This window comes from Pseudomonas sp. GD03875 (assembly GCF_029840585.1).
In the GTDB taxonomy this organism is placed as follows: Bacteria; Pseudomonadota; Gammaproteobacteria; order Pseudomonadales; family Pseudomonadaceae; genus Aquipseudomonas; species Aquipseudomonas paralcaligenes.
Map to the genome: position 1 here is coordinate 89,581 of NZ_JAOCCV010000003.1, position 12,611 is coordinate 102,191.

At 68.8% G+C, this 12,611-nt stretch carries 11 protein-coding genes; 8 read left to right on the plus strand and 3 right to left on the minus strand.

The features are described 5' to 3' along the window. Positions 1 to 10: 10 nt before the first annotated feature. Together N5D30_RS03375 and lnt are read left to right on the plus strand one after the other, a co-directional pair. Positions 11 to 847 (plus strand): HlyC/CorC family transporter, encoded by an 837-nt coding sequence (locus tag N5D30_RS03375; RefSeq protein ID WP_220811938.1) that lies wholly within the window; start codon positions 11 to 13, stop codon positions 845 to 847. A gap of 225 nt (positions 848 to 1,072) precedes the next feature. Further along, the gene (lnt, locus tag N5D30_RS03380; protein ID WP_279907656.1) at positions 1,073 to 2,584 is read left to right on the plus strand and encodes an apolipoprotein N-acyltransferase; all 1,512 of its coding nucleotides are present in this window, start codon (positions 1,073 to 1,075) and stop codon (positions 2,582 to 2,584) included. A 107-nt stretch (positions 2,585 to 2,691) separates the two neighbouring features. Here the strand turns inward: lnt and N5D30_RS03385 are convergent, their stop codons facing one another. Continuing rightward, positions 2,692 to 3,459 carry a YdcF family protein gene (locus N5D30_RS03385; RefSeq protein WP_220811935.1) on the minus strand — a complete coding sequence of 256 codons (768 nt, stop codon included), beginning with the start codon at positions 3,457 to 3,459 and terminating at the stop codon, positions 2,692 to 2,694. Between the two features lie 24 nt (positions 3,460 to 3,483). Next, the gene (locus tag N5D30_RS03390; protein ID WP_279907657.1) at positions 3,484 to 3,933 is read right to left on the minus strand and encodes a hypothetical protein; all 450 of its coding nucleotides are present in this window, start codon (positions 3,931 to 3,933) and stop codon (positions 3,484 to 3,486) included. Between the two features lie 180 nt (positions 3,934 to 4,113). On the opposite strand from N5D30_RS03390, the gene leuS reads away from it, so the two are divergent. The 5 genes from leuS to N5D30_RS03415 all read left to right on the plus strand — a co-directional run bounded on the left by leuS (position 4,114) and on the right by N5D30_RS03415 (position 10,160). Continuing rightward, complete coding sequence (gene leuS, locus N5D30_RS03395) at positions 4,114 to 6,726, plus strand: leucine--tRNA ligase (RefSeq protein ID WP_279907658.1); 2,613 nt, start codon at positions 4,114 to 4,116, stop codon at positions 6,724 to 6,726. 59 nt (positions 6,727 to 6,785) lie between these two features. After that, complete coding sequence (gene lptE, locus N5D30_RS03400; RefSeq protein WP_279907659.1) at positions 6,786 to 7,397, plus strand: LPS assembly lipoprotein LptE; 612 nt, start codon at positions 6,786 to 6,788, stop codon at positions 7,395 to 7,397. 44 nt (positions 7,398 to 7,441) lie between these two features. Then, positions 7,442 to 8,476, plus strand: coding sequence for a DNA polymerase III subunit delta (gene holA, locus N5D30_RS03405; RefSeq protein WP_279907660.1), 1,035 nt, complete (start codon positions 7,442 to 7,444; stop codon positions 8,474 to 8,476). 136 nt (positions 8,477 to 8,612) lie between these two features. Beyond that, positions 8,613 to 8,780, plus strand: coding sequence for an alternative ribosome rescue factor ArfA (arfA, locus tag N5D30_RS03410; protein WP_279907661.1), 168 nt, complete (start codon positions 8,613 to 8,615; stop codon positions 8,778 to 8,780). A gap of 84 nt (positions 8,781 to 8,864) precedes the next feature. Beyond that, positions 8,865 to 10,160 carry a lytic murein transglycosylase gene (locus N5D30_RS03415; RefSeq protein WP_279907662.1) on the plus strand — a complete coding sequence of 432 codons (1,296 nt, stop codon included), beginning with the start codon at positions 8,865 to 8,867 and terminating at the stop codon, positions 10,158 to 10,160. Positions 10,161 to 10,235: 75 nt separating this feature from the next. Here the strand turns inward: N5D30_RS03415 and N5D30_RS03420 are convergent, their stop codons facing one another. Further along, positions 10,236 to 11,117, minus strand: coding sequence for a 3-methyladenine DNA glycosylase 2 (locus N5D30_RS03420; protein WP_279907663.1), 882 nt, complete (start codon positions 11,115 to 11,117; stop codon positions 10,236 to 10,238). Between the two features lie 122 nt (positions 11,118 to 11,239). Between N5D30_RS03420 and N5D30_RS03425 the strand changes: the two genes are divergently transcribed. Next, positions 11,240 to 12,556 (plus strand): PAS domain-containing methyl-accepting chemotaxis protein, encoded by a 1,317-nt coding sequence (locus N5D30_RS03425; protein WP_279907664.1) that lies wholly within the window; start codon positions 11,240 to 11,242, stop codon positions 12,554 to 12,556. The last annotated feature ends 55 nt before the right edge of the window (positions 12,557 to 12,611 follow it).

Here is a 12,611-nt window from a genome sequence, read left to right on the forward strand (position 1 = left end):
GAGACTCATCATGAGCGAAGACCGATCAAGCAACGAGCAGAAGTCATGGTTCAACAAGCTGACCCAGGCTTTTGCTCATGAGCCGAGAAACCGCCAGGAACTGCTGGAAGTCCTGCGCGAAGCCCACCAGAACAAGCTGCTCGACAGCGAGGCCCTGACCATCGTCGAAGGCGCCATCCAGGTCGCCGACCTGCAGGTGCGCGACATCATGGTGCCGCGCTCGCAGATGGTCAGCATCAAGGCCTGCAACACGCCGGCCGAGTTCCTGCCCGCCATCGTCGACTCCGCCCACTCGCGCTACCCGGTGATCGGCGAGAGCCTCGACGAGGTGATCGGCATCCTCCTGGCCAAGGACCTGCTGCCGCTGATCCTGGACCGGGACAAGCCGTTCAACATCAAGGACCTGCTGCGCCCAGCCACCTTCGTACCGGAGTCCAAGCGCCTCAACGTGCTGCTGCGCGAGTTCCGCGCCAACCACAACCACATGGCCGTGGTCATCGACGAATACGGCGGCGTGGCCGGCCTGGTGACCATCGAGGACGTGCTGGAGCAGATCGTCGGCGACATCGAGGACGAGCATGACGTCGAGGAGGACAGCTACATCAAGCCACTGCCGTCCGGCGACTTCCTGGTCAAGGCCCTGACCCCGATCGACGCCTTCAACGAGGCCTTCGACAGCGAGTTCCCCGACAGCGAGTTCGACACCGTCGGCGGCCTAGTGATGAACGCCTTCGGCCACCTGCCCAAGCGCAACGAGGTGACTGAGATCGGCGAATTCCGCTTCCGCGTGCTCAACGCCGACAGCCGCCGGGTGCACCTGCTGCGCCTGACCCCGCTGGAGCGCTAGAGGGCGCGGGGCGCCCCCTCCTGTGGGAGCGGCCCCTCTGTGGGAGCGGCCTTGGCCGCGAATGGGGCCATAAAGGCTTCGCGGACAAGTCCGCTCCCACAGGGGACCCGCGAAGATTCGCGGCCAACCGGATGCCGCCCGGCCGCTCCCACGCAGCCTCCCGCTTCCGGCCCTCCCGCCCTTCCAGTACCCTTGCCCGCCTGATTTCCCGATCAAGGACGCACGATGCGCTGGATCACTCAACCCGGCTGGCCGGGCAACCTGCTGGCCATCGCCGGCGGCGCCTGCACCACCCTGGCCCTGGCTCCCCTCGACATCTGGCCGCTGGCCATCGTCGCCATCGCCCTGTTCTACCTCGGCATGCGCGGGCTGTCGCCGCGCCAGGCCCTGCTGCGCGGCTGGCTCTACGGGCTCGGCCTGTTCCTCAGCGGCACCAGTTGGGTCTACGTCAGCATCCACGACTACGGCGCCGCCTCACCGGCCCTGGCCGGCCTGCTGACCTTCGGCTTCTGCGCCGGACTCGCCCTGCTGTTCGCCCTGACCGGCTGGCTCTGGGTCCGCTGGCTGCGCCGCGACGACTTGCCGATCGCAGACGCCCTGGCCTTCGCCGCCCTGTGGCTGGTCCAGGAAGCGTTCCGCGGCTGGTTCCTCACCGGCTTCCCCTGGCTCTACGTCGGCTACAGCCAGTTGCAAGGCCCGCTGGCCGGCCTGGCGCCCATTGGCGGGGTCTGGCTGCTGTCCCTGGTGCTGGCACTGAGCGCGGCGCTGCTGGTCAACCTGGCGCGCCTGCGCCACGACAAGGTGCGGCTCGCCGCCGGCGTGGCCCTGCTGCTGGCGCCGTGGCTCGCCGGCCTCGGCCTCTCCGGCCACGCCTGGACCGCAGCCAGTGGCGAACCACTGAAGGTCGCCGCGCTGCAGGGCAACGTGGAGCAGAACCTCAAGTGGGACCCGGCGCAGCTGGACGCCCAGCTGGCCCTGTACCGCGACATGACCCTGAGCAGCCGGCCGGCCGACCTGATCGTCTGGCCGGAAACCGCCGTGCCGGTGCTCAAGGAATTCGCCGAGGGCTACCTGAGCGTGATGGGCCGGGTCGCCGCCGACCGCGACGCCGCGCTGATCACCGGCGTGCCGGTGCGGCAGGCCAACGAGCGCGGCGAGAAGCGCTACTACAACGCGATCACCGTCACCGGCTGGGGCGAAGGCACCTACCTGAAACAGCGCCTGGTGCCGTTCGGCGAATACGTGCCGCTGCAGGACATGCTGCGCGGCCTGATCGCCTTCTTCGACCTGCCCATGTCCGACTTCGCCCGCGGCCCGGCCGACCAGCCGCCGCTGCAAGCCAAGGGCCTGCGCATCGCACCGTTCATCTGCTACGAGGTGGTCTACCCGGAATTCGCCGCCGACCTGGCCGCGCGCAGCGACCTGCTGCTGACGGTGAGCAACGACACCTGGTTCGGCACCTCCATCGGTCCCCTGCAGCACCTGCAGATGGCGCAGATGCGCGCCCTGGAATCGGGCCGCTGGATGATCCGCGCCACCAACAACGGGGTCACCGCGCTGATCGACCCGCAGGGCCGCATCACGGCGCAGATCCCGCAGTTCCAGCAGGCCGTCCTGTATGGCGACGTGCAGCCGATGCAGGGGCTGACGCCCTACCTGCGCTGGCGCGCCTGGCCGCTGGTGGTGCTGTGCGTCGGGCTGCTGGGTTGGGCCTTGTGGGTTCGTCGCAAAAGGTGATGTGCGCCGGTGCGCGCGGCGCACCCTACGTAGGAGCGAGCCCGCTCGCGAACATCGGCAGCCGCCAAGGCGTTCGCGAGCAGAGCTAGCTCCTACCACGCCGACTCTCAGCGGTAGAGCAGCGGATAGACCCGCATCCCGATCGCCTCGTTGAGCAGCCGGGTGTTCTGCCACAGCGCCTTGCCCTCCGGCAGCCAGCCGCTCAGCGGGCGCTCGTTGGGCACGCCGAGGAAGCCCAGCGGCGCCGCCACCACCTCCAGCCCGGCGCGCTCGAAGCACCAGCGCGAACGCGGCATGTGCGCCGCCTGGGTCACCAGCACCACGCGACTCACACCTTGCGCCTTGAGCATCTCCGCGCTGAATTGCGCGTTCTCCCAGGTGGTTCGGCTGCGCGCCTCCTGCCAGCGGGTCGGCACGCCGAAATCGCGCTGCAGCACCTCGGCCATCATCGCCGCCTCGCTGGGCGGCTGGCCGTAGTGCAGGCCGCCGCTGATCAGGATCGGCAACTGCGAGGCGCGGTGCAGGCGCGCCGCGTAGCGCAGGCGCTCGATGGCGGTGACGCTGGGCTGGTCGCCGCCCCAGGCCGGGTCGGCTTCCTCGCGTCCCGAGCCGAGTACCACGATGGCCTCGGCTCGCTGCCCCAGCTGCGCCCATTCGGCCTCGGCCAGCGCCGGCTCGCGCTCGATCAGCCGGGCCGACCACTCCACCACCACCGGCAGGCTGAGCAGCCACAGCCCGCCCAGGCCGCCGGCCAGGCACAGCGTCGCCAGGCGCGGCCGCCCCAGCCAGGCCCACAGCAGCCAGGACAGCAGGATCAGCAGCAGCAGGCCGCCAGGCGGAAGAATCAGTTGCTTGAGGATGAAGCGCAGTTCCATGGACACCTCCAGTGGCCATGGAGACTACCGAGGTTGACCCGCCCGGAACAGCCTGGAGCCGCAGGCGCTACAGGGCAGCACGCCCTCGCCGCTCTGGATCTGGGCCGCCGCCCCGCACAGGGCGCAGCACAGCTGCTGGCGTTTCTTCAGCACCGGCTTGCCGCGCGGCAACGGCTTGCCCAGCACGCGCTTGGGCAGCCTGGCGACCGGCTTCGCGGCGTTCGCCGGCAACTGCTCGATCACCGCCAGTTCCTCGGCGGCGGCGTGCCAGCCGCGCAGCCAGTTGAGGTCGCGGTCCAGGTAGGCGCGGATCAGTTCCAGCTCCGCCGGGGTCAGGCCGCGCAGCTCCAGCTCGTCCGGCGGCGTCTCGTGCAGGCGAGTCGCGGTGTCCGCTTCCTCCAGGGCCAGCGCCAGGCGCTGCAGCAGCCGCTCGTAGAGCCCGCCCCCGACATCCGCACCCCGCGACTCTGCCATCCACCACCTCGACCGGGCGCTACCTGCGCGCCTCTCTCTGGCAAGCTTAGCGCCGGTCGCTCCGCAGGCCGGGCGCCGCGACAAACGGCGGCGCGGCACAATCAGGGTTTCCCTGAATCAGGGGGGGTCATGTATGCTACGGCGTTTCTCGCAAGCCCTCATTTTCAGCGCCGAAAGCCCATGCACGAACAGTATTCGCCCCGTGAAATCGAAGCCGCCGCCCAAGCCCAGTGGGACGCGCAGAAATCCTTTGTCGTGACCGAACAGCCGGGCAAGGACACCTTCTACTGCCTGTCCATGTTCCCCTACCCGAGCGGCAAGCTGCACATGGGCCACGTGCGCAACTACACCATCGGCGACGTGATCGCGCGCTACCAGCGCATGCAGGGCAGGAACGTGCTGCAACCGATGGGCTGGGACGCCTTCGGCATGCCGGCCGAGAACGCGGCGATGAAGAACAACGTCGCCCCGGCCAAGTGGACCTACGAGAACATCGCCTACATGAAGGCCCAGCTGAAATCGCTGGGCCTGGCCATCGACTGGACCCGCGAAGTCACCACCTGCAAGCCGGACTACTACCGCTGGGAACAGTGGCTGTTCACCCGCCTGTTCGAGAAGGGCGTGATCTACCGCAAGAACGGCACCGTGAACTGGGACCCGGTCGACCAGACCGTGCTCGCCAACGAGCAGGTCATCGACGGCCGCGGCTGGCGCTCCGGCGCGCTGGTCGAGAAACGCGAAATCCCGATGTACTACTTCCGCATCACCGCCTACGCGGAAGAGCTGCTGAGCAGCCTCGACGAGCTGGATGGCTGGCCCGAGCAGGTCAAGACCATGCAGCGCAACTGGATCGGCAAGAGCTTCGGCGCCGACATCGAGTTCGACTACGACGTCGCCAGCATCGGCATCGAGGGCCGCCTGAAGGTCTACTCGACCCGCCCCGACACCCTGATGGGCGCCACCTACGTGGCGGTGGCCGCCGAGCACCCGCTGGCCCAGCGCGCCGCCGAGAACAACGCCGAGCTGCAGGCCTTCATCGCCGAATGCAAGGCCGGCTCCGTGGCCGAGGCCGACATGGCGACCATGGAGAAGAAGGGCGTGGCCACCGGCCAGTTCGTCGTCCATCCGCTGACCGGCGACAAGCTGCCGGTGTTCGTCGCCAACTACGTGCTGTGGGGCTACGGCGAAGGCGCCGTGATGGCCGTGCCGGCCCATGACGAGCGCGACTTCGAGTTCGCCAGCAAGTACGGCCTGCCGATCAAGCAGGTGTACGCCGCCGCGGACAAGGAATACTCCAGCGCCGAATGGCAGGCCTGGTACGGCGACAAGGAGGGCCTGACCACCCTCAACTCCGGCAAGTACGACGGCAAGGACTTCACCGCCGCCTTCGACGCCATCGTCGCCGACCTGGAAGCCAGCGGCCACGGCGCGCGCAAGACCCAGTTCCGCCTGCGCGACTGGGGCATCAGCCGCCAGCGCTACTGGGGCTGCCCGATCCCGATCATCCACTGCCCGAGCTGCGGCGACGTGCCGGTGCCGGAAGACCAGTTGCCGGTGGTGCTGCCGGAAGACGTGGTGCCGGACGGCGCCGGCTCGCCGCTGGCCAGGATGCCCGAGTTCTACACCTGCACCTGCCCGAAATGCGGCGCCGCGGCCAAGCGCGAAACCGACACCATGGACACCTTCGTGGAGTCCTCCTGGTACTTCGCGCGCTACGCCAGCCCGAACTACGAAGGCGGCATGGTAGACCCGCAGGCCGCCAACCACTGGCTGCCGGTGGACCAGTACATCGGCGGCATCGAGCACGCCATCCTCCACCTGCTCTACGCGCGCTTCTTCCACAAGCTGATGCGCGACGAGGGCCTGGTCAGCTCCAACGAGCCGTTCAAGAACCTGCTGACCCAGGGCATGGTGGTCGCCGAGACCTACTACCGCATCCTGGAAAACGGCGGCAAGGACTGGTTCAACCCGGCCGACGTCGAAGTCGAGCGTGACGCCAAGGCCAAGGTCATCGGCGCCAAGCTCAAGGCCGACGGCCTGCCGGTGGAAATCGGCGGCACCGAGAAGATGTCCAAGTCGAAGAACAACGGCGTCGACCCGCAGGACATGATCGACCAGTACGGCGCCGACACCTGCCGCCTGTTCATGATGTTCGCCTCGCCGCCCGACATGAGCTGCGAGTGGTCGGATGCCGGCGTCGAAGGCGCCAACCGCTTCCTGCGCCGCGTCTGGCGCCTGGCCCACAGCCACGTCAGCGCAGGCCTGCCGGGCGCGCTGGATATTGCCTCGCTGAACGACGAGCAGAAGGCCGTGCGCCGCGCCATCCACCTGGCCATCAAGCAGGCCAGCAACGATGTGGGCCAGCACCACAAGTTCAACACCGCCATCGCCCAGGTGATGACCCTGATGAACGTGCTGGAGAAGGCCCCGACCGCCAGCGAACAGGATCGCGCCCTGCTGCAGGAAGGCCTGGAGACCGTGGCCCTGCTGCTGGCGCCGATCACCCCGCACATCTGCCACGAGCTGTGGCAACGGCTGGGCAAGACCGGCGCCGTCATCGACGCCGCCTGGCCGGTCCTGGACGAGTCGGCCCTGGTGCAGGACAGCCTGACCCTGGTCATCCAGGTCAACGGCAAGCTGCGCGGCCAGATCGAAGTGCCGGCCAGCGCCAGCCGCGAGGAAGTCGAGGCCGCCGCCCGCGCCAACGAGAACGTGCTGCGCTTCACCGAGGGCGTGACCATCCGCAAGGTCATCGTCGTGCCGGGCAAGCTGGTCAACATCGTCGCCAATTGAAACGGTCGCCAACTGATTCAGCCCGGCGCTGCGGCGCCGGTTTCTCAAGGGGAAACACAATGATGAAACGGAACATGCTGGTCATCGGCCTCACCGTCCTGCTCAGCGCCTGCGGCTTCCAGTTGCGCGGTACCGGCGGCGGCGAGTTCGCCCTCGGGGAAATCGACCTGCAGGCGCGCAACGCCTACGGCGAAACCGCCAAGCAGCTGAAACAGTACCTCGAGAACAGCGGCGTGAAGGTCCACAACGGCGCCCCCTACCGCCTGTACCTGGCCAACGAGCAGGAAACCCAGCGCACCGCCAGCTTCACCAGCAACGCGCGCAGCGCCGAATACCAGCTGACCACCCGCCTGGACTACGAAGTGCGTGGCGAGAAGAACCTGCTGCTGTTCAAGGACTGGCTGGCCGTGCAGAGCGTCTACGTGCACGACGAGAACAACCTGATCGGCTCCAGCCAGGAGTCCGGCCAACTGCGCCAGGAAATGCGCCGCGAACTGATCCAGCAGCTGTCCCTGCGCCTGCAGCAACTGACCCCGGCCCAGCTCGAGCAGCTGCAGCAGGAAGCCGAGACCCGCGCCGCCGCCGAGGCGGAAGCCGCTGCCGCCGCGCGCCGCGCCCAGCAGGAGTCGGCGCCGCTGCAGTCGCCGATCCAGCTGCCGATCAGCCAGTAGGACGAGAAGGGCCGGGCGACCGGCCCTTTTCACGAGCGCTTCCGATGAAACTGAACGGCGCACAACTCGGCAAACACCTGCAGGGCGGCCTCGCCCCGGTCTACGTGGTCAGCGGCGACGAGCCGCTGCTGTGCCAGGAAGCCGAGGACGCCATCCGCGCCGCCACCCGCCAGCAGGGCTTCGGCGAGCGCCAGGTGTTCCACGCCGAGGCCAGCTTCGACTGGGGCCTGCTCTACGAGGCCGGCGCCAGCCTGTCGCTGTTCGCCGAGAAGCGCCTGATCGAGCTGCGCATCGCCAACGGCAAGCCCGGCGACAAGGGCACCGCCGCCATCCTCGAATACCTGGGACGCCCGCCGGAAGACACGGTGCTGCTGATCAGCCTGCCCAAGCTCGACGGCGCGACGCAGAAGACCAAGTGGGCCAAGGCCCTGATCGACGGGCCGCACAGCCAGTTCGTGCAAATCTGGCCGGTCGAAGTCGCCCAGTTGCCCAACTGGGTTCGCCAGCGCCTGTCCCAGGCCGGCCTGGCGGCCACCCAGGAAGCGGTGGAACTGATCGCCGCGCGGGTGGAAGGCAACCTGCTGGCCGCCGCCCAGGAAATCGAGAAGCTCAAGCTGCTGGCCGAGGGCAACCAGATCGACGCCGGTACCGTGCAGGCGGCGGTGGCCGACAGCGCCCGCTACGACGTGTTCGGCCTGGTAGACGCCGTGCTGAACGGCGAGGCCAGCCACGCCCTGCGAATCCTCGAAGGCTTGCGCGGTGAAGGCGTGGAACCGCTGTTCATCGTCGTCATGCTGTCCCGCGAGTTGCGCCAGCTGGCCGGCCTGGCCCTGCAATTCAGCCAGGGCGTACCGCTGGAGAAGGCCTTCGCCGCGGCCCGCCCGCCGATCTGGGACAAGCGCCGCCCGCTGGTCGGCAAGGCGCTGCAGCGCCACACCGCGGCGCGCTGGAACCAGCTGCTGATCGACGCCCAGCGCATCGACGCCCAGGTCAAGGGCCAGGCCCCCGGCGATCCCTGGAGCAGCCTGGCGCGCCTGGCCCTGCTGATGGCCGGCCAGCGCCTGGCGCTGAGCGAATGATCCCCACGTAATACGTGCCGCCGTAGGGTGCGCCGCGCGCACCGCGTCTCTCCCCTTCCGCCCACTGGACATTTTTCGTACAGCGGCGCATAGTCCGCGCCGCCCGCAGCGTCGCGGGTCAGGTGAGGATCATCCGATGAGCAAGAAAGCCCCCAAGCAGCCGAACAAGGCCAAGTCCATCGTCGCCCAACCGCTGTTCCGCAGCCGCCAGGAACAGCCGAAGAAAGGCAAAGGCAGCTACCGCCGCGAAGCCTCCCACTGGGAGGCTTCCTGCTTTCTGGGCCTGGTGAAATCCGCGGCCTGATCCACCCACGAGACGCCGACGGGGTTCTGAAAACCGCCCGGCATGGTAAGGTCGCGGTCTGATTGGCAAGACCGAGAGGCCTCGATGTTCCAGCTTTCCGCCAATGGCCGCCTGAGCTGCCTGCTCGCCGGCGCCGCGATCTTCCTGGGCGCCTGCGCCGAGACCCCGAATCCCGCCCCCCAGCTGACCTCCGCCAAGCTCGTCGCGCAGCCGCAGCAGGCCGAGCCGAGTGCGCCCGTGGCCAAGGAAGAAGCCGAACCGGCCCCCGCCCTGAGCTTCGACGACTGGCGCGACCGCTTCCGCCTCAAGGCCCTCGCCAGCGGCATTCCGGAAAACCTGTTCGACCAGGTCTTCGCCGGCGTGACGCCGGACATGAGCGTGGTCACCGCCGACCGTGCCCAGCCGGAATTCAGCCGGCCGGTGTGGGAGTACCTGGACGGCGCCATCTCGCCGGTGCGGGTGCGCAAGGGCCAGGCTCTGCTGGCCCAACATGCCGCCACGCTGGACGCCATCGAGGAGCGCTACGGCGTCGATCGCGAGACGCTGGTCGCCATCTGGGGCATGGAGAGCAGCTTCGGCCAGTTCATGGGCGAACAGTCGGTGATCCGCTCCCTGGCCACCCTAGCCTACGAAGGGCGCCGCCCGCAGTTCGCCGAGGACCAGTTGCTGGCCGCCCTGCAGATCCTGCAGAGCGGTGACATCACCAGCACCGGCCTGCGCGGCTCCTGGGCCGGGGCCATGGGCCAGACCCAGTTCATCCCCACCACCTACCTGACCCATGCCGTGGACTTCGACGGCGACGGCCGCCGCGACATCTGGAACTCCAGCGCCGACGCCCTGGCCTCGGCCGCCCATTACCTGCAGGCCTCCGGCTGGCAGAAGGGCCAGGCCTGGGGCATCCCGGTGGCGTTGCCCAGCGGCTTCGACTACGCCCTGGCCGACACCGAGATCCGCAAGACCTACGCCCAGTGGCAAGCGCTCGGTGTGAAGGGCACGCCACCCAGCGTCGCCCCGGACGACACCGGCTACCTGCTGCTGCCGGCCGGCCACCGCGGCCCGGCCTTCCTGGTGTTCCGCAACTTCGGCGCCATCCTCAAGTACAACAACTCGTCGTCCTACGCCCTGGCCGTGGGCCTGCTCGGCCAGCGCCTGAACGGTGCCGCGCCGCTGCAGGCCACCTGGCCGAAGGACGAGCGCCCGCTGGGCCGCAGCGAGCGCATCGAACTGCAGGAAAGCCTGGCCGCCAAGGGCTACGAGCTCGGCGCGGCCGACGGCATCATCGGCGCCAACACCCGCCGCGCCGTGCGCGCCTTCCAGCAGAGCCTGGGCCTGCCGGCCGACGGCTACCCGACCCCGGCGCTGCTGCAACGGCTGCGCTGAGCAAAGGCTGCTGCACGTAGGCCGGGCGCTGTTGGAGAGAGGCCCGACTCGCGGGCCTTTGCGACTTCCGAGAACTTACGGCATGGCCCAGAGATGGGCCGCCACCAGCGCCCGCCAGGGCGCGAAGGGCAGCAGCCAGTCGCGTACGAACGGCTGGTTGAGCTTCTCCTCCGCCCCCAGCAGGCGCTGCAGCTGGCGCCGCACCGCCGCATCGCCGTGCAGCGAGCCGTCCAGCCGGGCGAAGCCGCGCAGCAGAGCGTAGTCCACCGTCCACGGGCCGATGCCCTTGAGCGCCAGCAGCCGCTGGCCGATGGCCTCGGCCGGCTCGTCCTGCAGCCATTCGTCCAGGGGCAACCGCCCTTCCACCACCTCGCGGGCGAGCAGCAGCAGCGTCCCGCTCTTGGCCCGGGAGAAGCCGGCCTGGCCCAGGTCATCCTCGTCCAGCGCCGCCACCGCCGCCGCGTCCGGGTAGCAGAACAACCCGCTGGAATGGCGCCGGCCGGCCAGCTGGATCAGCTTGCGACGCAGAGAGATGGCCACCGCCAGACTGATCTGCTGGCCGCTGATGGCCCAGCTCAGGGCCTCGAACGGCGAGGCCGACTGCGGCACGCGCAGCCCCCGGTTCGCGGCGATCAACGCGCCCAGCAGCGGGTGCGCCCCATGCTCGACCTCGAACGCCTGCACCGGCTGGGTCAGGCCGAGCATGTGCTCGGCCAGGGTACGCAGCGCCAGCGGTTCTAACGCCACGTCGCCATCCACCTCCAGGCTCGCCCTCGCCTCGCCGTCCGCGAAGCGCAGGGCAAGGCGGGCCGGGATGCCCTGCCAGAGAATGCCCTTGTCCAGGCCGGCGTCCGTCACCCGCTCGGCCAGGCCCTGGGCATCGCGGCGATGAAAGTTCAGCAGGTCGTGGGGCCGATAGTCGGCCGGCAATTCCAGGGTCAGGTCGAGACGGTTCATACGGGGCTCGCAAAGCCAGATGGTTTATCGGACGGGCTGCTAATCTGCAAGCGACGAGCACGCTCAAGGATGGCTGAATCCAGCCGAAGCAGTGGTACCCCTCAACCCAAAGGGAATCACCGATGTTCAATCAGCGTCTGAAAGAGGAGCTGGCCAAGCTGCGCGACGAGCTCGCCAGTACCCGGCAGATCAAGGACTCCCTGTACAGCGAAATGCTGGTGCTGGAGCTGGACCCGGGCGGACGCGTGCGCTACGCCAACGACAATATCCTGCAGGCGCTGCATTATCGACGCGAGCAACTGGTCGGCCAATCCCTCGACACGCTGATCCCGCCCACCTTCCACAGCCATCCCAACCATCCCGTCCTGCAGGCGGCCCTGCGCAACCGCGAGCACTGGAGCGGCGCCTTCCGCCTGCTCCGCGGCGACGGGCGCGAGGCCTGGCTGCGAGCCATCTGGCAGCCGGTCAACGACGGCAAGGGCCAGCTCCAGTACTTCACCCTATGTGCCAACGACCTGACCGACACCATCGAGACGGCGAAGGAGCGGGAGGGCCTGATCAACGCGCTGCTGCGCTCCACGGCGGTCATCGAGTTCAACCTGGGCGGCGAAGTGCTGACCGCCAACCAGCGCTTCCTCGATGGCATGGGCTACCGCCTGGAGCAGATCCGCGGCAAGCACCACCGCATGTTCTGCGAGCCGGAGGAATCCAGCTCCCAGGACTACCGCGAGTTCTGGGCGCGGCTGAACCGCGGCGAGTACGTCGCCGGGCGCTTCAAGCGCGTCGACAGCCACGGCCGCCCCGTGTGGCTGGAAGCCTCCTACAACCCGGTGCTGGACGCCCACGACCGCCTGTACAAGGTGGTCAAGTTCGCCACCGTCATCACCGACCAGATCAACCAGGAACAGGCCGTGGCCGAAGCGGCCAACATCGCCTACGGCATCTCCCGGCATACCGACGAGAGCGCCAGCAAGGGCGCCGCAGTGGTGCAGCAGACGGTGGAGGTGATGCGCCAGATCGCCGAGAAGGTGCAGGAGGCGGCCGAAGGCATCGAGGCGCTGGATCGCCAGTCGCTGCTGATCAGCACCATCATGCAGACCATCCGCGGCATCGCCGACCAGACCAACCTGCTGGCCCTCAACGCCGCCATCGAGGCGGCCCGGGCCGGCGACCAGGGCCGCGGCTTCGCGGTGGTGGCCGACGAGGTGCGTCAGCTGGCCGGGCGCACCAGCCAGGCGACCGAGGAGATCGTCGACGTGGTGCAGAAGAACCAGGCCCTGGCCCAGGCCGCCGTGTCGAGCATGGCCAGCAGCCGCCAGCAGGCCGAGCAGGGCCTGCAGCTCGCCAACGAAGCTGGCGCGGTGATCGTCGAGATCCAGGATGGCGCACAGCAGGTGGTCCAGGCCATCGGCCAGTTCGCCAGCCAGCTCAAGACCTGAGGCGGCGGAGCAACGAAAAGCCCCGGCACACGGGCCTGGCGGCTGGTCGTACAGG